Origin of the sequence: Nocardioides silvaticus, from assembly GCF_003160695.1 — a bacterium.
Lineage (GTDB): Bacteria > Actinomycetota > Actinomycetes > Propionibacteriales > Nocardioidaceae > Nocardioides > Nocardioides silvaticus.
Genome location: NZ_QGDD01000002.1, coordinates 385,691 through 408,038 on the forward strand (window position 1 = coordinate 385,691; position 22,348 = coordinate 408,038).

Here is a 22,348-nt window from a genome sequence, read left to right on the forward strand (position 1 = left end):
TACCGGAGAAGTAGCCTGCTCGCGTGTCCGACGTCCGGCCGAGCGTGAACCAGGAGGTGCGCTTCTGCCGCGCCGACGACGGGGTGCGGCTGGCGTGGGCCCGGCACGGGTCCGGACCGCCGCTGCTCATCGTCTCTTGCTGGCTCAGCCACCTCCAGCACGACTGGCAGAGCCCGGTGTGGCGGCACTTCCTCGACGACCTCGGGGACATCGCCACCGTGGTGCGGTACGACGAGCGCGGGTTCGGGCTCTCGGACTGGTCGTCCGACGACCTCTCCCTCGAGCGCCGGCTCGCCGACCTCGAGACGCTCGTCGAGGCCGCGGGGCTGAGCCGCTTCTCCGTGCTCGGGATGTCCGGCGGGGCGCCGGTCGCGCTCGCCTACGCCCACCGGCACCCGGAGCGGGTGAACCGCCTGGTGCTCTACGGCGCGATGGCGGCCGGTGGTCCGACCGCGGAGGAGTCGGAGGAGGAGACCGCCTTCCTGGCGATGATCCGCGCCGGCTGGGCGCGACCCGACCCGTTGTTCCGACGGGTGTTCACCAACATGTTCATCCCCGACGCGACCGAGCAGCAGATGCAGTGGATGGACGAGCTCCAGCGCACCTCGACCAACGCCGACATCGCGGTGTGCAGCAGGGAGGCCCGACACCGGACCGACGTGACGCGCCTGCTGCCCGAGATCGCCGTACCCACCCTCGTGCTGCACGCCGACGACGACCGGGTCGTTCCCGAGAGCGGCGTCCAGCTGGCCGCCTCGATTCCCGACGCCCGGCTGGTGATGCTGCGCTCCCGCAACCACATCCTGCTGTCGGACGAGCCCGCCTGGGACGTGTTCCGCCGCGAGGTGGCCGACTTCCTCGAGCCGGAACGGGTCGCCGTGCCGATCGACCACCTGTCCGGTCGCGAACGGGAGATCCTGCTGCTCGCGGCGGAGGGCCTGGACAACACGGCCATCGCGGACCGGCTCACCCTCAGCGTGCGCACCGTCGAGCGGCACTTCCAGAACGTCTACCTCAAGCTCGGGCTGTCCGGACGGACCGCGCGTGCCGCGGCCGTCGCCCGCGTCCTGGCCTGACACGCGTACGCGTCGACCGCCAACCGGCCCTCCGCGGACGGCGAGAAGCTACGCGTCGGCGCGGAAGAGCGCGACCCCTCCCGATTCCTACCTTCGTGTCACCTCACCAACACGAAGGGAAGACCCAGATGTCCAACAAGGCAGTTGTCAGCCTCACCACCGGTCTCGAGGACCCCGAGAAGGTCACCGTCGCGTTCCTGGTCGCGGTCGGCGCCGCCGAGCAGGGCCGACCGACCCTGATGTTCCTCACCAAGGAGGCCGTGCGCCTCGCGGTGCCCGGCGTCGCCGTCGGTACGGCGTGCGACGGGTGCCCGCCGCTCCCCGAGCTCATTGAGCGCTACGTCGCCGCCGGCGGCAGCTTCCTGGTCTGCCCGCTGTGCTTCAACGCCCGGGCACTCGACCAGGAGAACCTCATCAAGGGCGCCGAGCTCGGCGGCACGATCCCGATGTGGAACTGGATCGGAGGCGACAGCGGCGACGAGGGCGCGACCGCGTTCAGCTACTGAGCCACCACGCACGACGAGGCGCGGCGCAGCTCGTCGGCGGCCCGGGTGACGATCCGGTCGACCAGCTCCTCGCACGAGGGCAGGTCGTCGATCACCCCCACCACCTGGCCGCTGGCGAGCACGCCCGCCGAGGTGTCGCCCTCGACCAGCCCCGCCTTGAGCATCGTCGGCGTGTTCGCCGCGAGCGCCATCTGCCCGAGGGTGCGGCCCTGCTGCTTCTTCATCGCGCGGCCGTCCTTCGCCAGCTCCCACCAGCTCATCCCGGAGTCGCGCTTGAACTCCAGGGTGCGGCGCATCGTCGGTCCGAGCCGCTTGACGGCGCTGGTCCCCTCGAGCTCCTCGACGAGCGCGGTGCGCAGCATCCGGTGCGGCATGCCGTCGACCTTGGCGGTGACGACGGTGTCGGTGAGCCCGCGCTCGAGGTAGAGCTGCTTCACCGCGTCGGGGACGGCCGAGTCGGACGTCAGCAGGAACCGGGTGCCCATGCCGACCCCGGTGGCGCCGTACGACAGCGCCGCGGCCAGCCCGCGTCCGTCGAAGAAGCCGCCGGCCGCGACCACCGGAATGTCGACCGCGTCGAGCACGGTCGGCAGCAGCAGCGTGGTGGGCACCGGTCCGGTGTGGCCGCCGCCCTCGCCGCCCTGCACCATCACCGCGTCGGCACCCCAGCCCGCCACCTTCTTGGCGTGCTTGGCCGCGCCGATCGACGGCATGACCACCACGTCGTGCTCCTTGAGCTTCGCGATCAGCTCCGGCTTGGGCGCCAGCGCGAACGAGGCGACCTTCACGCCGTGCTCGATGAGCAGGTCGCACCGCGCGGGGGCGTCGCCGGCGTCGGCGCGCAGGTTGACCCCGAACGGCTGGTCGGTGCGGCCCTTCACCTCGAGGATCGCCTTCTCCAGCTCCTCGAACGTCATCGTCGCCGAGGCGAGGATGCCGAGGCCGCCGGCGTTGGCCGTCGCCGACACCAAGCGGGGCCCGGAGACCCAGCCCATCCCGGTCTGGACGACCGGGTGGCGGACGCCGACCAGGTCGGTCAGCGGGGTCCGGATCAGCTGCTCGATCATCGCGTCGGTTCCTGTGCCTGTCGAAGGCCCTCCTGCGGAACCTCCTTGAACCGCAGCCCCTTGGGGTCGAGCATCTCCCGGATCAGGACCGTCTCCTCGCTGGTGGGCTCGCGGGTCGTCGGGACCTCGGCGGGCACGTCGAGCTCGAACCCGGTCTGCTCCACGACCTCCTCGACCGTGACGCCCGGGTGCACGCTGAGCAGCCGTACCGTGTCGTCCGGCCCGCCCACGTCGAGCACGCCGAGGTTGCTGACGATGCGGTGGATGTCGTTGAACCGCGCGGCCGCCGGCCCGGCGGCCTTCGCGCGCTGCGGACCGACGCCGGAGACGATGTCGACCTGCTCGACGAAGACCCGGGTCGAGTGCCGCGGCACCCAGTAGGAGGTGCGGTTGTTGACGGTGTTGCCGGGGGCGCCGCGGGAGCCGAGCAGCTGGCGCTTGGGCTGGGCGAAGTCGCCGATTGCGGAGATGTTTTGGTTGCCGTGGCGGTCGACCTGGGTGGCGCCCATCATCACGTGGCGCTTGCCGTAGGCGACGACGTCGAACACCTTGCGGAACGGGATCCACCCCTCCACTACGTCGCCCTTCGCGAACAGCGGGGGCACCCCGGCGAGGAACAGGGACTCGCCGTCGCTGATCACCAGGTCGGGGTTGGACGTGAGCTTGGCGAGGCGCACGCCGAGCATCGGCAGCATGCCCATCGGGCTGGCGAAGATCTCGCCGTCGTCCTTGAACGCGTCCGCGATCGCCGCGGCGCAGACGTCCGCACGGGTCACCCCGGTGGTCGAGCCTGTCGAGACCTCGGTCATGCCTGCTCCTCCTGGAACGCGCGGACGGCTTCCTGGTACGACGCCTCGTCACCCGCGAGGAACCGGTCGTGGAAGGCCTGCCAGTCCTCCTCGGACCCGCCGGCCGCGGCGGCGTACGCCTTCTGGAACCTCTCGTCCCGCTCGTAGTCGGGCGTGCAGGTCGTGAAGTGCGCCCCGTTGGGGGTCTCGACGACGCCGTCGACCATCATCCGGCTCAGCAGCAGCCGCTGGACGGGGGAGTCGACCGTCAGGCCGGCCGTGTCGACGACCTGCTCGACGCTGACGTAGGCCTGCTTCGCCGCCATGCAGAAGAGGTCGTCGAAGTAGGGGTCCGGCCCGAGGTAGCTGGCGTTGCCGTGCTCGTCGGCCCGGTTGAGGTGGACCAGCGCGACGTCGAGCTCGAGGGCGGGTACGGCGACGAGCTCCTCGGCGTCGCCGTAGGGACTGGTGACGGTGCGCAGCCAGGGGTTGTTGACCATCACGTCCGACCCGAGGCCGGCACGCATCGGCAGGAACGGGAGCCGCTGAGCGGCGGCGCGGAGCCCGGTCTGGAACATGCCCTCGTCGAGCTCGACGACCTCGGGGATCGCCTTGGTCTGGCGAGCGCGCTGGAAGTTGGGCTCGAGCGGGATCGAGTCGAGGGAGACGAACGCGTAGACCAGCTTGCGGATCTTGCCCGCCCGGGAGAGCAGGCCGACGTCGGCGCCGCCCCAGCTGACGATCGTGAGGTCGGTCAGGTCGCTGTTGTAGAGCGCCCGGACCAGCGCCATCGGCTTGCGGCGCGGCCCCCACCCGCCGATCCCGATCGTCATCCCGCTCTCGAGCGAGCCGACGACCTCCTCGATCGACATCCGCTTGTCGCGTGGCTTGCGGGTCACGTGGTCTCCTTGCTCTTCGCCGTCCCGGCGAACTCGTCGCGCAGCTCGTCGCTGACGCCCATCAGGTTGAGCTCGTAGGTGAAGCCCTGCTCGAACCGGTAGCTCTTGTTGACGTCGATCGGGTCGATGCCGTTGAGCGCGGCCTTGGCGGCGCGGATCACCCGGCCGTCCTTGGCGGCGATCTCCCCGGCGACCTTCAGCGCCGCGTCGTCGAGCTGGTCACGGGGGACCACCTCGAGCACGGAGCCGAACTGCACGAGGTCGGCGGCCTTGATCGTGCGTGCGGTGAAGTAGAGGGTCCGCATCATGTGCTGCGGGACCAGCCGGGCCATGTGGGTCGCGGCGCCGAGCGCACCCTGGTTGACCTCGGGGACGCCGAAGTAGGCGTCGTCGCTGGCGACGATGCAGTCGGCGTTGCCGACCAGGCCCACCCCGCCGCCGACGCAGAACCCGTTGACCGCCGCGACGACAGGGACGGCGCACTCGTAGACGGCCTTGAACGCCGCGTAGCAGCCGCGGTTGGCGCCGAGCAGGGCGTCGAAACCGGTCGTGTTCTGCATCTCCTTGATGTCGACGCCGGCGTTGAAGCCCTTGCCCTCCGCGCGGAGCACGACGACCTTGGTCGCCTTGTCGGCGTCCGCCGCGTCGAGCGCGGCTGCGACGTCGAACCAACCCTGGACGGTGAGGGCGTTGACCGGGGGAGCGGTCATGGTGACGACGCGGATCCCGTCGTCGCGCAGCTCGCTGGTGATCGTCATGGCCGAACCATACCAAGCAAATGCTTGGTAGGGTGTGGGCATGGCACTCTCGATCGACCTCGGCGGCCGGGTCGCGCTGGTCACCGGTGGCGCCCGCGGCATCGGCCGTGGCATCACCGAGGTGCTGCTCGAGGCGGGTGCCACCGTCGTCACCTGCGGTCGGTCCGAGGCCGAGCCGCCGGCGGGTGCGACGCACCGGCTCTGCGACGTGCGCGAGCCCGAGTCGGTGGCGGCGCTGGTTGACGCGATCGTGGCCGAGCACGGCCGGCTCGACCTGGTCGTCAACAACGCCGGCGGGGCGCCGTACGCCGAGGCGGCGACGGCCTCGCCGCGCTTCCACGACAAGGTCGTCGGCCTCAACCTGATGGCACCGCTCGTGGTCAGCCAGGCCGCCAACCGGGTGATGCAGGCCCAGGACGGCGGCGGCGCGATCGTCAACATCTCCTCGGTGTCGGCCGACCGGCCCTCGCCCGGGACCGCGGCCTACGGCGCCGCGAAGGCCGGTGTCGACGCGCTGACCACCTCCCTGGCGCAGGAGTGGGGTCCGCGGGTGCGGGTGAACGCCGTCGACGTGGGCCTGGTGCGCACGCCCGACAGCGCCGACCACTACGGCGGCGACGACACCGTCGCCGAGATCGAGCGCACCATCCCGCTCGGCCGGATGGCCGACCTGCCCGAGATCGGCCGGGTGGTGGCGTTCCTGGCCAGCGACCTGGCGTCGTACGTCTCCGGCGCGACCGTCGCCTGCCACGGTGGCGGCGAGCAGCCGGTCTTCCTCTACATCGCCCAGAAGGAGAGCAAGTGAGCAAGCTGTTGGAGGGTCGGGTCGCCATCGTGACCGGCGCCGGACGCGGCATCGGCCGCGCGCACGCCCTGGAGCTGGCCCGGCACGGCGCCAAGGTGGTCGTCAACGACTACGGCGTCTCGCTGGCCGGCGAGGACACCGGCGACTCGCCCGCGCACGAGGTCGTCGCGGAGATCGAGGCGATGGGTGGGGAGGCCGTGGTCAACGGCGCCGACGTCGCCGACTTCGCGGCGGCCGAGGCGATGGTGCGCCAGGCGATCGACACCTTCGGCGGCCTCGACATCCTCGTCAACAACGCGGGCTTCGTGCGTGACCGGATGCTCGTCAACACCTCCGAGGAGGAATGGGACGCCGTCATCCGGGTGCACCTCAAGGGTCACTTCGCCCCGCTGCGCCACGCCGGCGCCTACTGGCGGGCCGAGTCCAAGGAGGGCCGCCAGCGGGTCGCCCGCGTCATCAACACCTCGTCCGGCGCCGGCCTGCAGGGCTCGGTCGGCCAGGCGACGTACTCCGCCGCCAAGGCCGGCATCGCCGGGCTGACGCTGGTGGCGGCGCAGGAGATGGGCCGCTACGGCGTCACCGTCAACGCGATCGCCCCGGTCGCCAAGACCCGGATGACCGAAGGCGCCTTCGACACCAGCGCCATGGCGCTCCCCGAGGACAACTCGCCGATCGTCGCCTGGCTCGCCTCCGAGGAGTCCGGCGACGTCACCGGCCGGGTCATCGAGATCGACGGCTCCAAGCTGACCGTCGAGAACGGCTGGGCCCACGGCCCCTCCGTGAGCGCGGACGGGCGCTGGGATGCGGCCGAGGTCGGCCCGTCGCTGCGCAAGCTGCTGGCCGACGCGCCGACCCCGGAGCCGGTCTACGGCGCGTGAGGCTCGGCGCGCCACCGGTCGTCGTTCATGATCGAGATGTGCGCAGGGGAGCCGTCGCCCTGATGGGCGTCCTGGTCGCCGGGGTCGGTCCGATGCTGGTCGCCTGCGGCGGGGACGACCCGAGCAGCGATGCCGACCGGGGCTCGGCGTCGCCGCCGCCGTACGGCGTGGTCCGTCCGCGGGACGCGGTCGATGCCGTCGAGGGGGAGGACTACGACCTCGTCCACGAGCTCACGCCGTCGGAAGGCCAGAGCACCGTGGCCGTGCTCCCCGATGGTCGGTTGGTCGCGCTCGCCAGCGAGGACCACGACTCCTACGACGGCGCCGTCTTCGTGCTCGAGCTCGTTGATGCGGCATCCGGCGATCGGGAGCAGCTGCCCGCACCGTGGCGTGACGAACCGGAGGCCTACCCGTTGGTGACGGTCCTCGAGGACGCCCGGCTCCTCGTCAGCTGGGACGTGCGGGAGCAGGGGGCCTCGACCAGGCGAAGCATGGTCCTCGACCTCGCCACCGGAGACCACGAGGAGTTCGACATGCCGGCGCCTCCGCTGTCGGCCCGGGCCAAGGTCCTCTCCTACCCGCAGCCGGACGCGGACGGGCGGCTCTGGTTCCAGACGGGCAAGCAGACCTGCGGCGACGGCGAGTGCTTCTCGCCGCGGGATGCGGTGTTGTGGTCGTACGCACCCGGCGACGAGCGTCCACGTCGCGAGCTGGCTGCCGTCGACTTCGCCGTCCACGGCGACCTGCTGGCGTGGACCGACGACCGGTACGACGACAAGGTGCACGTCCGCGACCTGTCGAGCGGGGCCGAGCACGAGCACGCCGTCGACGGCAAGTGCGGCGTCACCGGACTCGTCGCCTCGGACGCTCTGGTGGTTGCGGTCTGCGGGTTGGACTACGGACGCCAGGTCGTGCTCGACCGCCGAGCGCGCCCGGTCGCCGACCTCCGCCTCAGCTACGAGTACGCCTCGGTCGGCGACCGCTGGGTCCTGATCAGCCCCTTCGCCTACGACACCTGGACCGGACGCTTGCTCCGGCTCTTCCACCGAGGCTCCGGCGCCGATCCCACCCGCGAGCTGACCGACGACCTCGCCGTCGTACCTCTGGGCGAGGCGAACGTCGTGGGCACCTTCGCCCACTGGGGAGTCCTACGGCTCAGATCCGCTCGATGACCGTGCCGGTGGCCATCGCACCCCCGGCGCACATCGAGATCAGCGCGGTCGTCTGGTCGCGCCGCTCGAGCTCGTGCAGGGCGGTGGTGATGAGGCGGACACCGGTGGCGCCGACGGGGTGGCCGAGGGCGATGGCGCCGCCGTTGACGTTGACCTTCGTCATGTCGACACCGTGGACGCCGGCCCAGGACAGGACCACGGACGCGAAGGCCTCGTTGACCTCGAACAGGTCGAAGTCGCTGATCGACATCCCGGTCTTGGCGAGCACCCGGTTGGTCGCGTCGACCGGGCCGTCGAGGTGGTAGTAGGGGTCGGAGCCGACCAGGCAGTGGTACGTGATGCGTGCGCGCGGCTTCAGGCCGAGCTCGCGGGCGCGGTCCTCGTCCATGATGAGCACGGCGGCGGCGCCGTCGGAGATCTGGGACGACGTGCCGGCGGTGTGCAGGCCGTCGGGGAGCACCGACTTCAGGCCGGCCAGGCCCTCCAGCGTGGTGTCGCGCAGGCCTTGGTCGGTGTCGACCAGTCGGGTCTCGCCGGTCGGCTTGCCCTCCTCGTCGAGCACCGGCGCCTCGATCGGCGCGATCTCCCGCTTGAACCGTCCCTCGTCGACGGCGACCCGTGCCTTCTGCTGAGAGGCGAGGCCGAAGGCCTCGAGGTCCGCACGCGTGATGCCGCGGTTCTTGGCGATCCGGTCGGCACCCTCGAACTGGTTGGGCATGTCAATCGACCAGTCGTCCGGCCGCGGGTCGCCGAGCCCCGGCGGCACGTTGCCGCCGAGCGGGATGCGGGACATCATCTCGACGCCGCAGGCGATGCCGACGTCGATGCTGCCGGCCGCGACCATGTCGTTGACGAGGTGGGCTGCCTGCTGGCCCGAGCCGCACTGGGCGTCGATGATCGTGCCGCCGGTGTGCTGCGGGAGGCCCTGGTAGAGCCACGAGCGCCGCACCATGTCGTTGGACTGCTCGCCGGCCTGCGTCACGCAGCCGCCGACGACCTGCTCGACGAGATCAGGGTCGACCCCTGCGCGCCGGAGCACCTCCTCCTGCACGAAACCGAGCGTCTGACCCGGGTGGAGACCGGCCAGCCAGCCCTTCCGCTTGCCGAGGGGAGTGCGGACGGCGTCGATGATCACGGGGTTGCCCATGAGGGCATCATAGCGGAAACTAGAACACGTTCTCGTTGTGCCGACCGACCGTGGAAACGCCGATACGAAACTCTTTCGTATTTGACCGACGCTCTGTAGTCTCCCGGTAGAACGTGTTACACCCGGGTCTCGCCCCATGCTGCCCGAGCCACCGAAAGGTTCCACCGACGTGACCGCTGTCCAGCCCGCACTGCCGACCGACTTCGACTTCACCTCACCCGACCTGATCGAGGCAGGCGGTATCCCGCACGAGCACTTCAAGGCGGCCCGCCAGAGCGAGCCGGTGCGGTGGGTGGAGCAGCCCCAGGGCTCCCGCGACGGCATGTCGCCCGAGTCTGGCACCGGCTACTGGGCGGTGACCAAGCACGCCGACGTGTCGGCGGTGTCGAAGGACGCCAAGCGCTTCTCCAACATGGAGAACGGCGCGATCATCCGCTTCGCCGAGGGCATGGAGCGCGAGCAGGTCGAGCTGCAGCGGGTCATGCTGATCAACCAGGACGACCCCGACCACGGCGTCTTCCGCCGCATCATCAGCCGCGGGTTCACCCCGCGCGCGATCGGCACGCTCGACGACATCATGCAGCAGCGCGCCGTACAGATCGTCAAGGACGCCGCCGAGCGCGGCACCGGCAACTTCGTCGACGAGGTCGCCGCCGAGCTCCCCCTCCAGGCGATCGCCGACTTCATCGGCGTGCCGCAGGAGGACCGGCACAAGCTCTTCCACTGGTCCAACCAGATGATGTCCTACGACGACCCCGAGGTCGATGGCGAGCCGGACGTGGCTGCCGCGGAGATCCTCGGCTACGCGATGGGCCTGGCCGCGGAGCGGAAGGCGTCACCCCGCGACGACATCATCACCAAGCTGATCACCGCCGACCAGGACGGTCGCGGCCTGACCGACGACGAGTTCGGCTACTTCGTGATCATGCTGGCCGTCGCCGGCAACGAGACCACGCGCAATGCGATCACCCACGGCATGAACGCGTTCTTCGACCACCCCGAGCAGTGGGAGATCTACAAGCGCGAGCGGCCCGACACCGCCGTCGACGAGATCATCCGCTGGGCGACTCCGGTGCTCTGCTTCCAGCGCACCGCGCTGGAGGACGTCGAGCTCGGCGGCGCCTCGGTGAAGAAGGGCGAGCGGGTCGGCATCTTCTACGCGAGCGGCAACTTCGACGAGGACGTCTTCGAGGACCCGTTCTCCTTCAACGTGCTGCGCGATCCCAACCCGCACCTCTCCTTCGGCGGCCACGGCGCCCACTACTGCATCGGCGCCAACCTGGCCCGCAAGGAGATCAACTTCATGTTCAACGCGCTGGCCGACCACGTGCCGGACATCACCAAGCTCGCCGAGCCGCGCCGCCTGCGCCACGGCTGGATCCACGGCATCAAGGACCTGCAGGTCTCCTACAAGTAGCTAGGGTGCAGCGATGACCGCGGACCAGGAGACCCGGGACTTCGATCCCACCGAGCCCGACGTCAACTGGGCCGCGGTCCCGCACGACCGGTTCCGCGAGCTCCGCCGTACGGCGCCGGTCTCCTGGATCGCGCAGCAGCCCGGCTCGTACGACGGCTTCGCGCCCGAGTCGGGCTCCGGCTACTGGGCCGTGACCAAGCACGCGGACGTGGCCGCGGTGTCGAAGGACGGCAAGCACTTCTCCTCGGCCGAGAACGGCGCGATCATCCGGTTCCCGGCGGGGATGACCCGGGCGGACGTCGAGATGCAGCGGGTGATGATCCTCAACCAGGACCCGCCCGAGCACACGATGATGCGCCACATCGTGTCGCGGGCGTTCACCCCGCGCTCGATCGCGCAGCTCGAGCAGATCATGCGCGACCGCGCCCGCCGGATCGTCTCCGAGGCCGTCGAGCGCGGCACCGGCGACTTCGTCGAGGAGGTGGCCGCCGAGCTGCCGCTGCAGGCGATCGCCGACCTGCTCGGCGTGCCGCAGGAGGATCGCAAGAAGCTGTTCCACTGGTCCAACCAGATGCTCGCCAACGAGGACCCGGACTACGGCGAGGTCGACGGCCAGCAGGCCGCGGCCGAGGTGCTGATGTACGCCATGGGGATGGCCGCCGAGCGGAAGGCGGCGCCGCGCGACGACATCGTCACCAAGCTGCTGGAGGCCGACCTGAGCGACACCTCCGGCAACGGCCGCGGGCTGACCGACGACGAGTTCGGCTACTTCGTGATCATCCTCGCGGTCGCCGGCAACGAGACCACCCGCAACGCGATCAGCCACGGCATGAACGCGTTCCTCGACAACCCCGACCAGTGGGAGCTCTGGAAGCGCGAGCGACCGGTCACGATGGTCGACGAGGTGGTCCGCTGGGCCACCCCGGTCACCGTCTTCCAGCGCACGGCGACCGCGGACGTCGAGGTCGGCGGGGTCCCGGTCACGGCCGGCCAGCGGGTCGGGATGTTCTACGCCTCGGCGAACTTCGACGAGGACGTCTTCGACGACCCGTTCCGCTTCGACATCACGCGGGACCCCAACCCGCATGTCGGGTTCGGCGGCCACGGCGCGCACTACTGCCTCGGCGCCAACCTGGCGCGCCAGGAGATCAAGATGATCTTCGACGCCCTCGCCGATCTCGCCCCCGACATCGCCAAGGTCGCCGAGCCGCGCCGGCTGCGGCACGGCTGGATCAACGGCATCAAGGAGCTCCAGGTCGCCTACGCCTGAACGTGGCCGCCTAAGGTGGCCGCGTGAGCGAGGTGCTGGACGAGGGGCCGTTCTTCCACGGCACCAAGGCGGACCTGCAGGTGGGCGACCTGCTCACTGCGGGTTTCCGGTCGAACTACCGGCCGGAGGTGGTGATGAACCACATCTACTTCACCGCCCTGGTCGACGGCGCCGGCCTCGCTGCGGAGCTGGCTGCGGGTGACGGCGAGCCCCGGGTGTACGTCGTCGAGCCGACCGGGGACTTCGAGAACGACCCCAACGTCACCGACAAGAAGTTCCCCGGCAACCCGACCAGGTCCTACCGCAGCCGCGAGCCGATCCGTGTGGTCGGCGAGGTCACCGACTGGACCCGGCTCACCCCCGAGGCGCTGCAGGCCTGGCGCGACCGGATCGCCGCGCTGCGGGCCGACGAGCGGGGCGAGATCATCAACTGACGGACGGAGCTCGAGCCAGGGCAGGGACTACCCGGCGCCCGGGCCCTCGGATCGTTGCGCCTGAGCTCACCCGCGTGCGGGACCGAAGGTCCACGGCCATGCAGCGAGGGACTTCTCGACGTAGTCGCGTCGCTCGTTCGCGTAGCCGAAAGCCAGGTCCTCCAACAGCTTGCAGCTCGCGTAGAAGCGGGCGCGCTCGACGTACCCGATGGGCGCGGCGCCGTGGGTCGCGTAGGCAGCCAGTGCGGTGTCGAGCGCTGTGGGGCCGAGGTCGCGGAGCAGGAGGCCGAAGTCGTAGGCGGGATCGCAGATGGCGGCGTCGTCCCAGTCGATGATGCCGGTCACGGCCGGGGCGTCGTCCCCGGTCGAGATCAGGATGTGCTCGATACCGAGGTCGTTGTGGCTGAGCACGTGGGTCGCGGCGGGCGGAGGAGGTGGATGTGCCAGGAACCGGCGGACGTCGCTCCGCTGGCCGTCGCTGAGCACCGGGTGCAGCTCGCGGGCGAGCTCGCCTCCCTCCTGCCGCCAGTCCTCGGGGGAGTAGTCGTCGGCGACGGCGACATCCTCGTACGCCGCCGGTTCCCAGGTGTGAAGCTGCGCCAGGACGGAACCGGCGGTGACCGCCGCCTGGTGCCGGACCGCGCGTTGTCGAGCGGGATGAGCGGTGATCATCCGCTCCCCGTCCAGCCGGCGCACGACCACCAGGCCCGACCGCGGCACCGCCCCGACGACACGTGGCACGGCCACGGTCACCCGTCCCGCGATCCGCTCCTGCAGGGTGCTTCGGCGGATCAGCTCTGACGCGGGTTCTCGGTCGTCGGGCCAGGACAGCGGGACCGTCACGATGTGGTCCGTCCCGGCGACCCGGAAGGTCCGGCTCGCGCCTCCCAGTGCTTCCAGGTGGACGGTGCACGACAGCTCCTCGGCAAGCAGGCGCGCCTGGCGCTCGGCGGGCTCAGACATCGTCGATCAACCCGGCTCGGTGGGCGAGGACGACGAGCTGGGCTCGATTCCTCACGTCGAGCTTGCTCATCAGGCGACTCACGTAGGTCCGTGCGGTCTGCGGGCTGAGGAACAGGGCCTTGCCGATCTCCTCGTTGCTCAGACCCTGGCCCACGTGCGAAAGGACCTCCAGCTCGCGCTCGGTGAGGCCGGCGAGCTGCGGTCCTCCGGAGCGGCGGGTGGGCAGCCGCGCGATCCGCGCCATCATCTGTTCGACGACACTCGGTGCCACCTGGACCTCGCCGTCGACCGCTCGGCGCACGGAGCGCCGCAGGTCGTCGGCCTCGATGCTCTTGAGCAGGTATCCGTTCGCGCCGCCAGCGATCGCGTCGACCACGTCTTCGTGCTCGTCGAACGTCGTCAGCATGAGGATCGGTGTGCGGGCCAACAGCGGGTCGGCACGCATGGCGCGGATGGCCTCGGTCCCCGTCATCACCGGCATCCGCAGGTCCATCAGGACGATGTCCGGCCGAAGGTCGCGGCCGTGCCGCAGTGCCTCCTTGCCGTTCGCGGCTTCACCGACGACGGAGATGTCACCGCCGTGCTCGAGGACGGCCCGCAGGCCGGCGCGGAGGAGGGCTTGGTCGTCGACGAGGAGCAACCGGATCAACTGCCACCTCCTGCGGGAAGCTCGGCGCGGACGAGCCAACCGCCCGGCGCGGGGCCGGCGTCGAAGATCCCGCCCAGGCCCGTGACCCGCTCGCACAGCCCTCGCAGCCCGTGACCGCGAGGCGCCGCCGTCGACCCGGTGACCTGCCCGTCGTCCTTCACGCTGACCACGAGTCGCCCTCCGGGGACGGACGCCACCCGGACGTCGATCCGGGTGCCGTTGGAGTGCCGCAAGGTGTTCGTCACGGCCTCCTGGACGACGCGGAAGGCAACGGTCTCGACGTCCGGCGGCGCGCCGCTTTCACGGACGCCGTGCTCGACGTCGACCTCCACCCGGTATCCCGCTGCCGCAGGCCCGTCGAGGAGACTCGGGAGGTCCGCGACCCGTGGTCCGTCCTCGCCCGCGTCGCGACCTGGCTCGCGGAGCACCTTGACGGTGCGGCGTAGGTGGGCGAGCGACTCGACGATGCTCGACCGAGCCAGCACCAGTGCCTCCTCTCGCCGTGTCTGGTCGGAGCCGGCCTCCCGGGCGATGTCGGTGTAGAGGGATGCGATCGAGAGCGAGTGTCCGATGGAGTCGTGCAGCTCTCTCGCCAGGTGGAACCGATCCTGTTGGACGCGTGCGTCGGCGTCCATCGCACGCTGCCGCTCGAGGAGGCGGGTGACCTGGTCGGTGCGCCGTCGCAGCCTCCGTGCGTTGCGGACACTGTGGCCGAGGAGGATGACTGCCGCGATCAGCGCGAAGTGGTAGACCAGCTCGTAGCCCAGCACGAACGCGGGATCTTGCCCAGCGAGGACGCGGTACGTCGTCGACACTCCGAGCGCGAACAGCCCGGCGACGACGGCCGCCCGGACGTGTCCCATCTCCGTCGCTGAGTACAGCGACGCCGCGACCGGGACCGCGACGCCGATCGACGGGAAGCCCACCGCGTGGTAGGAGACGAAGCCGAGGACGGTGAGGGCGAGGACCAGCCGTGGGTGGCTTCGCCTGATCAGCATGAGGCCGCCGAGCCCGACGGCCCACAGGTAGGCCACCGGGTTGACGTGACCGCCCCGGCCCTGGTCGGAGCTGACCACGACCGCCAGGGCGATCACGACAACCAGGCACAGCAGAAGATCCGCTCGTCGTGCATGCATGCCGTCCCACCTCAGCCTTCCGGGGAGCCGAATGTTACGTCCGCTCACGGCCGGAGACCATCGCGTTCGAGCGACGAGGAGTCGCTTCACGACGTCGATCTGAGAAGTACTCGTGCCGCCCTGCGGGGGACGCCCCGCGGGCCGTCGGCTCCTACGTTCCCGACCATGACCCACGATCGCCCCACTCCCGCGTCGCCCCCGATCCGTCCACGGCACCGAACCGGTCTCCCGATCTGGGCGGTCCTCGGTCTCGCGCTGCTGTCGGTTCCGCGGATCTTCGCGCACGACCTAGGGATCGACGCCGGTCCTGTCCCTGCGATCCTCACCATCGGTCCGTTGGCGGTGTGGATCCTCGTCGCCTTGAGGGCGCGTGTCCCCTCGCCGGTCCTGACCCTGCTGGTGGTCGGTGCTGTCTACGGACTCGCGCTCGGGATCGTGCACAACCTCCTCTGGGACCAGGTGTTCGGGGACGACGAGCCGGTGCTGGGTGAGCTCGACGCGGACCTGGCGGAGGTGCCGCTCCGCGTCGCCGCCTTCGTGAGCAGCCTGTTCACCGGGATTGCGGTCGGCGTCAGCTGCGGTCTGGTCGCGTCTGCGATCCGGGCCGTCTCGGCTCGGGTCCGCGGGTAGCGCGTCTCGCGACCAGCCGCGCACCGGATCAAAGTCCGCGTACGAGATCGCGGTCGAACGTCACGATCCGCACCGTGTCGACGTAGAGAAGTCCTCCTGATGGGCGAGCGCACGACACGAAGACCGCGCGCGCAGTTCGAGGGTGTCGATACAGGCCACCGAGGGCCCAGCGGCGCTACGGTGGAGGAGGAAGTCTCGCCCGACCTCAGGAGTGATTGATGAGCGACAGCAACCCCGAGCTCTTCGAGGGCTACTCGGAGAACAGCTACCAGCACACGATGCACACCTACGCGTGGATCTCGCTCTGGCTGATCGTCGGGATCGGCGTCGCGTTCGGGATCTACGGCTTCATCGTGGGGCTCGACTGACCGGAGGCGTGGTCACACCAACCACGCGCCGTCGCGCATGATCGTGCGCCCCACCATCTCGTCGACCTCGCGCCAGGCTTGGATCCGGCGTGGGGCGAGCACGACGTACTGGTAGCTCCCGCCGCTCTGCCGCGGGTCCCAGTCGGCCTGGCCGGCGTAGGCCTCGCCGAGCTCACCGGCATCGGCGACCGGGACGGTCCGCTCGAGCACGGCGTCGATCATGACGACGTCACGGGTCGGTCCGACGCCGACGCGAGCCCGCCCGCTGCTGGCGATCCCGCGGGCGGTCACGGAGGTCGCGTCGAGTGCGATCACGACCCGCTCCTCCACCCAGGCGATCGACAGCGGCACGAGGTGCGCCACGCCGTCGTAGGTCGTGGCGACCCAGCCGTCCTGGTGCCGCGTCGTCAGCTGGTCGAGGGCGTCCTGCTTGCGCTCGGCGGCGCTGCGAGGGGAGCTCTCAGTCACGCGCGGTGAGCACGATCGGGTCACCGTCGGTGATCGCGATCGTGTGCTCGACGTGCGCACCGCGGGAGCCGTCGGCGCTGCGGATCGTCCAGCCGTCGGGGTCGAACCTGATCTCGTCGGTGGTGTGGAGGAACCACGGCTCGATGGCGATGACGAGTCCCGGGCGGAGCTTGAGGCCGCGCCCCGCCTGACCGTCGTTGGGGACGTGCGGGTCGCCGTGCATGGTCCGTCCCACGCCGTGGCCGCCGAACTGGAGGTTGACGCCGAGGCCGGCGCCGCGAGCGACCGAGCCGATCGCGGCGGAGATGTCGCCGAGCCGGTTGCCGGACCGCGCCGCGGCGATGCCGGCGTCGAGGGCCTGCTGGGCGACGTCGATCAGCCGGAGGTCCTCGGGGCGCGGCGTGCCGACGACGACGGAGAGCGCGGAGTCGGCGACCCAGCCGTCGACGGAGGCGGCGAAGTCCACCGAGAGCAGGTCGCCGTCCTGCAGCGTGTAGTCGAACGGCAGGCCGTGCAGCACCGCGTCGTTGACCGAGGTGCAGAGCACCTTGCCGAACGGCATCGCGCCGAACGAGGGGTGATAGTCGATGTAGCAGGAGGTCGCGCCGGCGTCCTTGATCATCCGGTGCGCCAGCTCGTCGAGCTCGAGCAGGTTGACCCCGACGTCCGCCTTCTCCGCGAGTGCGCTGATCACCGAGGCGACGAAGCGGCCCGCGGGCCGCATCTGCTCGATCTGGGTCGGGGTGCGGAGCTCGATCACGAGGTCAAGAGTACGGGCGCGACGTGTCAGTCCCGGAACCGCGGCTCCCGCTTCTCCTTGCGGGCGTCGATCGCTTCCTCGAAGTTCTTCGTGAGCAGCCGGACCAGCAGCTGGCCGACGCCCTCGGCGTGCATGTGCTGCTCGAGGCTGGCGGCGTCGAGACTGTCCTGGAGGGTGCGCTTGGTCAGCTCCACTCCGGGCCGGCTCCAACGGGTGATCGAGGCGGCGGTCTCCAGCGCGCTGTCGAGCAGCTGGTCGTCGGGGACGACGCGGGAGACCAGCCCGATCGTGGCGGCCTCGGCAGCGTCGACGTCGCGGCCGGTGAGCATGATCTCGGCGGCTCGGGAGGACCCGATGGCGCGGGGGAGCAGGTAGCTGAGACCGAGCTCGCTGGCGGTGAGGCCGTTGTTGATCCCGGCGGCACGGAAGTACGCCGACTCCGCGGCGACCCGGACGTCACAGGCCAGCGCGAGGCAGAGCCCTCCGCCGATGGCGGGCCCGTTGACGGCAGCGATCACCGGCTGGTGGAGGCGCCGGAGCGTCACGATGATGTCGTCGAGCAGCTCCATCGCGCGCAGGGCGATGGTCACGCCGGTCAGCCCGTCGATGTTGGGCATCCGGCCCTTCTCGCCGCTCTGGTCGGCGCCGGAGCAGAAGCCCCGCCCGGCTCCGGTGAGCACGACGACGCGCACCTCGTTGTCGTCGCTGAGCCGGCGCAGCTCGTCGCGGAACGGCACCATGACGTCGAACGCCATGGAGTTCATCCGCTCCGGCCGGTTCAGCGTGACGACCGCGACGTCGCCGCGCCGCTCGACCGTCACGAACGACATCAGTTCGACGGCTTCTCGGAGCCGACCACCCACATCGCGAAGAACTGCGAGCCGCCGCCGTAGGCGTGGCCGAGCGCTCGCCGGGCGCCGTCGACCTGGTGCTCGCCCGCCGCGCCACGGACCTGCAGAGCGGCCTCGCCGAAGCGGAGCATCCCCGAGGCGCCGATCGGGTTGGAGGAGAGAACGCCGCCGGAGCAGTTCACCGGGATCCTGCCGTCCATCGCCGTCTCGCCGGCCTCGGTGAGCTTCCAGCCGTCGCCCTCCGCCGCGAAGCCGAGGTTCTCCAGCCACATCGGCTCGAACCACGAGAACGGCACGTAGATCTCCGCCGCGTCGATCTCCTCGATCGGGTTGGTGATGCCGGCCTGCTTCCACAGCGCGGCCGCGGCGTCGCGGCCGGCCTGCGGGTTGACCTGGTCACGCTCGGCGGCGGTCGTGGCCTCGGACCGCATCACGGTGCCGTGGATCCACGCCGGGTTGGGCGAGGAGGCGGCGGTGTCCTCGTCGACGATCACCAGCGCGCAGGCGCCGTCGCTCGACGGGCAGGTCTCGTCGTAGCGGATCGGGTCCCACAGCATCTGCGAGGCCAGCACGGTCTCGACGGTGGTGCCCTCGTTGTGCAGGTGGGCGTAAGGGTTCTTCAGCGCGTTGGTGCGGTCCTTGGCCGCCACGATCGCGCCGACGTGGGTCGGCGCCTGCGAGCGACGGATGTAGGAGCGGACGTGCGGTGCGAAGTAGCCGCCGGCACCGGCGTGCACCGGCATGTTGAACGGCAGCGGCACCGACAGCGCCCACATCGCGTTGGACTCCGACTGCTTCTCGTAGGCCACCGTCAGCACCCGCTTGTGCACCCCGGCCTGCACGAGCGAGGACGCCACGATGGCGGTCGAACCGCCGACCGAGCCGGCCGTGTGCACGCGCAGCAGCGGCTTGCCGGCCGCACCGAGCGCCTCGGCGAGGAACAGCTCGGGCATCATCACGCCCTCGAACAGGTCCGGCGCCTTGCCGACCACGATCGCGTCGATGTCGTCGAGCGACAGGTTCGCGTCCGCGAGGGCGCGGTCGATGGCCTCGCGGCACAGGCCCGCCATCGAGACGTCCTCCCGCTTGGCACGGTGGTGCGTCTGGCCGACGCCGATGATCGCTGCAGGCTGCTTGCCCATCAGTTGTTGTTCCCTTCGGTCGATGCAGCCAGGGTGCACACGAGGTTCTGCTGGAGCGCGGGACCGCTGGTGGCGTGGGCGAGCACCTTGTCGGCGTCGCCGGACCACACCTTCTTCGCGGCCTCACCGACGCGGATCCCGCCGCCCGAGAACATCGGGTTGCTGGTGAGCGCGCCGCCCGAGGGGTTGATGGCCACGTCGTCGGCCAGGCCGAGCTCGCGACGCAGGATCAGCTCCTGGTGGCTGAACGGCGCGTGCAGCTCGGCCACCTCGACGCCGCCGAGGTCGAGTGCCGCGCCGGACCGCTGCGCGGACGGCGAGCGGGTGAGGTCGCGCACGCCCATCCCCATGGGGTCGACGTGGTGGGAGACGCCGGTGATCCACGCCGGCCGGTCCCGCACCTCCCGGGCCCGGTCGCCGGCTGCGAGGACGATCGCCGCCGCGCCGTCGGTGACAGGGGAGCAGTCGTGCTTGCGGAGCGGGTCGGCGTACATCGGCCGCGCGAGGAGCTCTTCGACCGACGACCCGCCCTTGCGGATCGCGTACTCGTTCTTCTCCGCGTCGGTCAGCGACCGGTTGGCGACCTCGGCCATCGCGCGCTCGTCCCAGAGCCCGGCGTCGATGCCGGCTCGCGCCTGGAGGCCGGCGAGGGAGACGGTGTCGGGCCAGAGCGGCGTCATCGTGTACGGCTCGAGCTGGAGCGCGAGGGTCCGCCGGAGCACCCCGGCCGAGCTCTTGCCGAAGGCGTAGACGAGGGCCGTGTCGACCTCGCCGGTCTGGATCTTGATCCACGCCTCGTACATCGCCCAGGCGAGGTCCATCTCGACGTGGGACTCGTTGACCGGCGGGATCACGCCGATGGCGTCGACCGCCTGCACGAACGAGAACGACCGCCCGGCCAGGTAGTCGGAGGACCCGGAGCACCAGAACCCGACGTCCTTGCGGGTCCAGCCGGTCTGCTCGTAGCACTCCTTGAAGAGCGGCACGAGGAGCTCGACACAGGTCGGCGACCCGTCGAACTCGGGCATCTGTCGCTGGGCGAACCCGACGACTGCAACGTCTCTCATCGAAGGCTCTCCCTAGAGGTGGTGCTTGTAGGTGTCGAAGTCGGCGTCCGGATCGCCGGTGGGCGCGAAGTGGTCGATGTTCTCGAGCGAGAACGTCCACTCCTCCTTCGGCTTCCACACGGCCTTGACGCGCATGCCCATCCGGACCTCCTCGGCGGGCACGCCGAGGATCAGGTGCAGCACCGCGATGTCGGCGCCGTCGAGCAGGACGTAGGCCGAGACGTACGGCGGCGTGATCTTCTGCCCGAGGAACGGGACATTGACGATGCAGAACGTCGTGATGGTCCCGGTCTGCGAGAGCTCGACCTCCTCCTCGGTCGGCGTGCCGTCGGCGGGGCAGGCGCTGCGCGGCGGCACGTAGACCTTCTGGCAGGTCGGGCACCGCTGGCCCATGATCTTGCCCTCGTTGAGACCGCGGTAGAACAGCGACTCCTCGGGCGAGGCGGCGTAGTCATAGTCGAGCGACACCGGGACGACGACGCCGGTCACGGGGGTCTCGACAGGCTCGACCACCTGACTGGACGCCTCGTTGGTCGAGCCTGTCGAGGCCTCACCGGGCGCCAGCGGCTCGAAACACGCGATGTCGGTGATGGCGCCGGTGCGCTCGGCGGCCCAGCGGACCCGGACGCGCATCCCGGTGGAGACGTCCTCCGGCGAGGTCACGTCGAGCGCGTGCAGCAGGGGAGCAGTGGCGCCGTCGAGGGTCACCAGCGCGAACGCGAACGGACGGTCGAACGGCTGGGCCTTGACCGGCTCCGGCACCCAGGTCCAGGAGGTGACGGTCCCGACCGAGGAGACCTCGACGAAGTCGGTGGTCGGCTCGTGGGTGACCGGGTCGAACTCCAGCGGCGGTACGACGACCTCGCCGGCCGACGTGCGTCCGCCGATGACCACGCCGTCCCTGAGGCCGGAGAAGAAGCGACCGATCACGGGTCCTGTCGAACGGGTGTAGTCGAAGGCGACGGTGACCGGCGCCTGCAGGGTGCGGCTCATGGGCGAAAGTGAAACACGTTCTAGTTTGCGCTTCAAGTACGGCATGATGTGTCGCATGAAGCTTGGACTGCAGCTGGGCTACTGGGGCGCGCAGCCCCCGCAGGGCGTCGGCGAGCTGGTCGCCGCGGCCGAGGACGCCGGGTTCGACGCGATCTTCACCGCGGAGGCGTGGGGGAGCGACGCGTTCACGCCGCTGGCGTGGTGGGGGCGGGAGACCTCGCGGGTCCGCCTCGGCACCTCGATCGTGCAGATGTCCGGCCGGGCGCCCACCTCGATCGCCATGCACGCGCTGACCCTCGACCACCTCACCGGCGGTCGGGTGATCCTCGGGATGGGGGTGAGTGGCCCGCAGGTCGTCGAGGGCTGGTACGGCCAGCCGTTCGCCAAGCCGCTGGCTCGCACCCGCGAGGTCGTCGAGATCATCCGCAAGGTGCTGGCCCGTGAGGCGCCGGTCACCAACGAGGGCCCCCACTACCCGCTGCCGTTCAACGGTCCCGGCTCGGTGGGGCTCGGCAAGCCGCTCAAGCCGATCGTCCACCCGCTGCGCGCCGACATCCCGATCTGGCTCGGCGCCGAGGGCCCCAAGAACGTGGCCCAGACCGCTGAGATCGCCGACGGCTGGATCCCGATCTTCTACACGCCCAAGAGCGCCGGCATGTACCAACCCTGGCTCGACGAGGGCTTCGCGCGCGAGGGCGCTTGCCGGACCCGCGCCGACTTCGAGATCGCCGCCACCTGCCACCTGCAGATCACCTCGAGCGAGGACGAGCGCCGCGCGGTCATCGACGGCATCAAGCCGGTCGTGGCGCTCTACATGGGCGGCATGGGCGCCAAGGACCAGAACTTCCACAAGAACGTCTTCGAGCGCATGGGCTACGCCGCCATCACCGACCAGGTGCAGGAGCTGTTCCTCGCGCAGAAGCGCGAGGAGGCCACGGCGCTGATCCCCGACGAGCTGGTCGAGGAGATGCACATCATCGGCGACGAGGCCTACGTCAAGGACCGGGTCGCGGCGTGGGAGGAGACCGGCGTGACCACGCTGCTCCTCAGCTGCCGCAGTGCCGACGAGGTGCGCCAGGTCGCGGAGCTGCTCGCCTAGCCCCT

25 protein-coding genes are annotated in these 22,348 nt (G+C 70.6%); 11 read left to right on the forward strand and 14 right to left on the reverse strand.

Annotated elements, in window-relative coordinates; all coding sequences use genetic code 11:
- Window positions 1-23 precede the first annotated feature (23 nt).
- Both DJ010_RS06700 and DJ010_RS06705 read left to right on the forward strand, forming a co-directional pair.
- A complete protein-coding gene (locus tag DJ010_RS06700; RefSeq protein ID WP_211318678.1) occupies window positions 24-1,076 on the forward strand; it encodes an alpha/beta fold hydrolase in 1,053 nt (350 codons plus the stop codon).
- A gap of 128 nt (window positions 1,077-1,204) precedes the next feature.
- Window positions 1,205-1,582: a DsrE family protein gene (locus tag DJ010_RS06705; protein ID WP_109692848.1), complete on the forward strand. Its 378-nt coding sequence runs from the start codon at window positions 1,205-1,207 to the stop codon at window positions 1,580-1,582.
- On the opposite strand, the gene DJ010_RS06710 is transcribed toward DJ010_RS06705, so the two are convergent.
- The 4 genes from DJ010_RS06710 to DJ010_RS06725 are packed head-to-tail and all read right to left on the reverse strand — an operon-like array spanning window position 1,576 to window position 5,094.
- Window positions 1,576-2,649: an NAD(P)H-dependent flavin oxidoreductase gene (locus DJ010_RS06710; RefSeq protein WP_109692849.1), complete on the reverse strand. Its 1,074-nt coding sequence runs from the start codon at window positions 2,647-2,649 to the stop codon at window positions 1,576-1,578. The two genes, DJ010_RS06705 and DJ010_RS06710, sit on opposite strands and share 7 nt — an antisense overlap.
- A complete protein-coding gene (locus DJ010_RS06715) occupies window positions 2,646-3,458 on the reverse strand; it encodes a CoA-transferase subunit beta (RefSeq protein WP_109692850.1) in 813 nt (270 codons plus the stop codon). Before DJ010_RS06715 ends, DJ010_RS06710 begins: the two co-directional genes overlap by 4 nt.
- The gene (locus DJ010_RS06720) at window positions 3,455-4,336 is read right to left on the reverse strand and encodes a CoA transferase subunit A (RefSeq protein ID WP_245927296.1); all 882 of its coding nucleotides are present in this window, start codon (window positions 4,334-4,336) and stop codon (window positions 3,455-3,457) included. The genes DJ010_RS06715 and DJ010_RS06720 overlap by 4 nt, the downstream gene beginning before the upstream one ends.
- Window positions 4,333-5,094, reverse strand: a complete 762-nt coding sequence (locus DJ010_RS06725; RefSeq protein WP_109692851.1) for an enoyl-CoA hydratase family protein — start codon at window positions 5,092-5,094, stop codon at window positions 4,333-4,335. Before DJ010_RS06725 ends, DJ010_RS06720 begins: the two co-directional genes overlap by 4 nt.
- Before the next feature lie 40 nt (window positions 5,095-5,134).
- Here DJ010_RS06725 and DJ010_RS06730 point away from each other — a divergent pair, with 40 nt between their 5' ends.
- The 3 genes from DJ010_RS06730 to DJ010_RS06740 are packed head-to-tail and all read left to right on the forward strand — an operon-like array spanning window position 5,135 to window position 7,949.
- Window positions 5,135-5,899, forward strand: coding sequence for an SDR family oxidoreductase (locus tag DJ010_RS06730; RefSeq protein ID WP_109692852.1), 765 nt, complete (start codon window positions 5,135-5,137; stop codon window positions 5,897-5,899).
- Window positions 5,896-6,777: an SDR family oxidoreductase gene (locus DJ010_RS06735; protein ID WP_109692853.1), complete on the forward strand. Its 882-nt coding sequence runs from the start codon at window positions 5,896-5,898 to the stop codon at window positions 6,775-6,777. Before DJ010_RS06730 ends, DJ010_RS06735 begins: the two co-directional genes overlap by 4 nt.
- A 38-nt stretch (window positions 6,778-6,815) precedes the next feature.
- Entirely contained in the window at window positions 6,816-7,949 is a 1,134-nt protein-coding gene (locus tag DJ010_RS06740; protein ID WP_146207273.1) for a hypothetical protein, read from the forward strand.
- Here the strand turns inward: DJ010_RS06740 and DJ010_RS06745 are convergent.
- Entirely contained in the window at window positions 7,933-9,096 is a 1,164-nt protein-coding gene (locus DJ010_RS06745; protein ID WP_109692855.1) for a steroid 3-ketoacyl-CoA thiolase, read from the reverse strand. The genes DJ010_RS06740 and DJ010_RS06745 overlap by 17 nt on opposite strands.
- A gap of 169 nt (window positions 9,097-9,265) precedes the next feature.
- Here DJ010_RS06745 and DJ010_RS06750 point away from each other — a divergent pair, with 169 nt between their 5' ends.
- From DJ010_RS06750 to arr, 3 genes are read left to right on the forward strand one after another with little or no spacing between them, the layout of a single operon-like run.
- The gene (locus DJ010_RS06750; RefSeq protein WP_245927298.1) at window positions 9,266-10,513 is read left to right on the forward strand and encodes a cytochrome P450; all 1,248 of its coding nucleotides are present in this window, start codon (window positions 9,266-9,268) and stop codon (window positions 10,511-10,513) included.
- A 13-nt stretch (window positions 10,514-10,526) separates the two neighbouring features.
- The gene (locus tag DJ010_RS06755; RefSeq protein WP_109692857.1) at window positions 10,527-11,783 is read left to right on the forward strand and encodes a cytochrome P450; all 1,257 of its coding nucleotides are present in this window, start codon (window positions 10,527-10,529) and stop codon (window positions 11,781-11,783) included.
- A gap of 23 nt (window positions 11,784-11,806) precedes the next feature.
- Complete coding sequence (arr, locus tag DJ010_RS06760) at window positions 11,807-12,217, forward strand: NAD(+)--rifampin ADP-ribosyltransferase (protein WP_109692858.1); 411 nt, start codon at window positions 11,807-11,809, stop codon at window positions 12,215-12,217.
- 66 nt (window positions 12,218-12,283) lie between these two features.
- Here the strand turns inward: arr and DJ010_RS06765 are convergent, their stop codons facing one another.
- The 3 genes from DJ010_RS06765 to DJ010_RS06775 are packed head-to-tail and all read right to left on the reverse strand — an operon-like array spanning window position 12,284 to window position 14,965.
- Window positions 12,284-13,180: a phosphotransferase family protein gene (locus DJ010_RS06765; protein WP_109692859.1), complete on the reverse strand. Its 897-nt coding sequence runs from the start codon at window positions 13,178-13,180 to the stop codon at window positions 12,284-12,286.
- Window positions 13,173-13,829: a response regulator gene (locus DJ010_RS06770; protein ID WP_109692860.1), complete on the reverse strand. Its 657-nt coding sequence runs from the start codon at window positions 13,827-13,829 to the stop codon at window positions 13,173-13,175. Before DJ010_RS06770 ends, DJ010_RS06765 begins: the two co-directional genes overlap by 8 nt.
- Window positions 13,826-14,965, reverse strand: a complete 1,140-nt coding sequence (locus tag DJ010_RS06775) for a sensor histidine kinase (RefSeq protein WP_109692861.1) — start codon at window positions 14,963-14,965, stop codon at window positions 13,826-13,828. Before DJ010_RS06775 ends, DJ010_RS06770 begins: the two co-directional genes overlap by 4 nt.
- A gap of 165 nt (window positions 14,966-15,130) precedes the next feature.
- Here DJ010_RS06775 and DJ010_RS06780 point away from each other — a divergent pair, with 165 nt between their 5' ends.
- Window positions 15,131-15,595 (forward strand): hypothetical protein, encoded by a 465-nt coding sequence (locus DJ010_RS06780; protein WP_109692862.1) that lies wholly within the window; start codon window positions 15,131-15,133, stop codon window positions 15,593-15,595.
- Window positions 15,596-15,813: 218 nt separating this feature from the next.
- Window positions 15,814-15,963 (forward strand): hypothetical protein, encoded by a 150-nt coding sequence (locus tag DJ010_RS22010; protein WP_158282957.1) that lies wholly within the window; start codon window positions 15,814-15,816, stop codon window positions 15,961-15,963.
- Between the two features lie 12 nt (window positions 15,964-15,975).
- On the opposite strand, the gene DJ010_RS06785 is transcribed toward DJ010_RS22010, so the two are convergent.
- From DJ010_RS06785 to DJ010_RS06810, 6 genes are read right to left on the reverse strand one after another with little or no spacing between them, the layout of a single operon-like run.
- Entirely contained in the window at window positions 15,976-16,431 is a 456-nt protein-coding gene (locus DJ010_RS06785; RefSeq protein ID WP_109692863.1) for a hypothetical protein, read from the reverse strand.
- Entirely contained in the window at window positions 16,424-17,191 is a 768-nt protein-coding gene (gene map / locus DJ010_RS06790; protein WP_109692864.1) for a type I methionyl aminopeptidase, read from the reverse strand. The genes DJ010_RS06785 and map overlap by 8 nt, the downstream gene beginning before the upstream one ends.
- 26 nt (window positions 17,192-17,217) lie before the next feature.
- On the reverse strand, window positions 17,218-18,021 hold the full coding sequence (locus tag DJ010_RS06795) for an enoyl-CoA hydratase (RefSeq protein ID WP_109692865.1): 804 nt from the start codon (window positions 18,019-18,021) through the stop codon (window positions 17,218-17,220).
- The gene (locus DJ010_RS06800) at window positions 18,021-19,184 is read right to left on the reverse strand and encodes a thiolase family protein (RefSeq protein ID WP_109692866.1); all 1,164 of its coding nucleotides are present in this window, start codon (window positions 19,182-19,184) and stop codon (window positions 18,021-18,023) included. The genes DJ010_RS06795 and DJ010_RS06800 overlap by 1 nt, the downstream gene beginning before the upstream one ends.
- Window positions 19,184-20,251: a thiolase family protein gene (locus tag DJ010_RS06805; protein ID WP_109692867.1), complete on the reverse strand. Its 1,068-nt coding sequence runs from the start codon at window positions 20,249-20,251 to the stop codon at window positions 19,184-19,186. The genes DJ010_RS06800 and DJ010_RS06805 overlap by 1 nt, the downstream gene beginning before the upstream one ends.
- 12 nt (window positions 20,252-20,263) lie before the next feature.
- Window positions 20,264-21,244 carry a Zn-ribbon domain-containing OB-fold protein gene (locus DJ010_RS06810; RefSeq protein ID WP_109692868.1) on the reverse strand — a complete coding sequence of 327 codons (981 nt, stop codon included), beginning with the start codon at window positions 21,242-21,244 and terminating at the stop codon, window positions 20,264-20,266.
- A gap of 46 nt (window positions 21,245-21,290) precedes the next feature.
- On the opposite strand from DJ010_RS06810, the gene DJ010_RS06815 reads away from it, so the two are divergent.
- On the forward strand, window positions 21,291-22,343 hold the full coding sequence (locus DJ010_RS06815; protein WP_439331689.1) for an LLM class F420-dependent oxidoreductase: 1,053 nt from the start codon (window positions 21,291-21,293) through the stop codon (window positions 22,341-22,343).
- The last annotated feature ends 5 nt before the right edge of the window (window positions 22,344-22,348 follow it).

What these genes read in the sequence shown, in the direction of transcription:
- DJ010_RS06705 (WP_109692848.1), top strand. Translation starts at nt 1,205, where the DNA reads ATGTCCAACAAGGCAGTTGTCAGCCTCACCACCGGTCTCGAGGACCCC.
- DJ010_RS06710 (WP_109692849.1), bottom strand. Translation starts at nt 2,649, where the DNA reads ATGATCGAGCAGCTGATCCGGACCCCGCTGACCGACCTGGTCGGCGTC.
- DJ010_RS06715 (WP_109692850.1), bottom strand. Translation starts at nt 3,458, where the DNA reads ATGACCGAGGTCTCGACAGGCTCGACCACCGGGGTGACCCGTGCGGAC.
- DJ010_RS06725 (WP_109692851.1), bottom strand. Translation starts at nt 5,094, where the DNA reads ATGACGATCACCAGCGAGCTGCGCGACGACGGGATCCGCGTCGTCACC.
- DJ010_RS06730 (WP_109692852.1), top strand. Translation starts at nt 5,135, where the DNA reads ATGGCACTCTCGATCGACCTCGGCGGCCGGGTCGCGCTGGTCACCGGT.
- DJ010_RS06745 (WP_109692855.1), bottom strand. Translation starts at nt 9,096, where the DNA reads ATGGGCAACCCCGTGATCATCGACGCCGTCCGCACTCCCCTCGGCAAG.
- DJ010_RS06755 (WP_109692857.1), top strand. Translation starts at nt 10,527, where the DNA reads ATGACCGCGGACCAGGAGACCCGGGACTTCGATCCCACCGAGCCCGAC.
- DJ010_RS06765 (WP_109692859.1), bottom strand. Translation starts at nt 13,180, where the DNA reads ATGTCTGAGCCCGCCGAGCGCCAGGCGCGCCTGCTTGCCGAGGAGCTG.
- DJ010_RS06775 (WP_109692861.1), bottom strand. Translation starts at nt 14,965, where the DNA reads ATGCATGCACGACGAGCGGATCTTCTGCTGTGCCTGGTTGTCGTGATC.
- DJ010_RS06780 (WP_109692862.1), top strand. Translation starts at nt 15,131, where the DNA reads ATGACCCACGATCGCCCCACTCCCGCGTCGCCCCCGATCCGTCCACGG.
- DJ010_RS22010 (WP_158282957.1), top strand. Translation starts at nt 15,814, where the DNA reads ATGAGCGACAGCAACCCCGAGCTCTTCGAGGGCTACTCGGAGAACAGC.
- DJ010_RS06795 (WP_109692865.1), bottom strand. Translation starts at nt 18,021, where the DNA reads ATGTCGTTCGTGACGGTCGAGCGGCGCGGCGACGTCGCGGTCGTCACG.
- DJ010_RS06800 (WP_109692866.1), bottom strand. Translation starts at nt 19,184, where the DNA reads ATGGGCAAGCAGCCTGCAGCGATCATCGGCGTCGGCCAGACGCACCAC.
- DJ010_RS06805 (WP_109692867.1), bottom strand. Translation starts at nt 20,251, where the DNA reads ATGAGAGACGTTGCAGTCGTCGGGTTCGCCCAGCGACAGATGCCCGAG.
- DJ010_RS06810 (WP_109692868.1), bottom strand. Translation starts at nt 21,244, where the DNA reads ATGAGCCGCACCCTGCAGGCGCCGGTCACCGTCGCCTTCGACTACACC.
- DJ010_RS06815 (WP_439331689.1), top strand. Translation starts at nt 21,291, where the DNA reads ATGTGTCGCATGAAGCTTGGACTGCAGCTGGGCTACTGGGGCGCGCAG.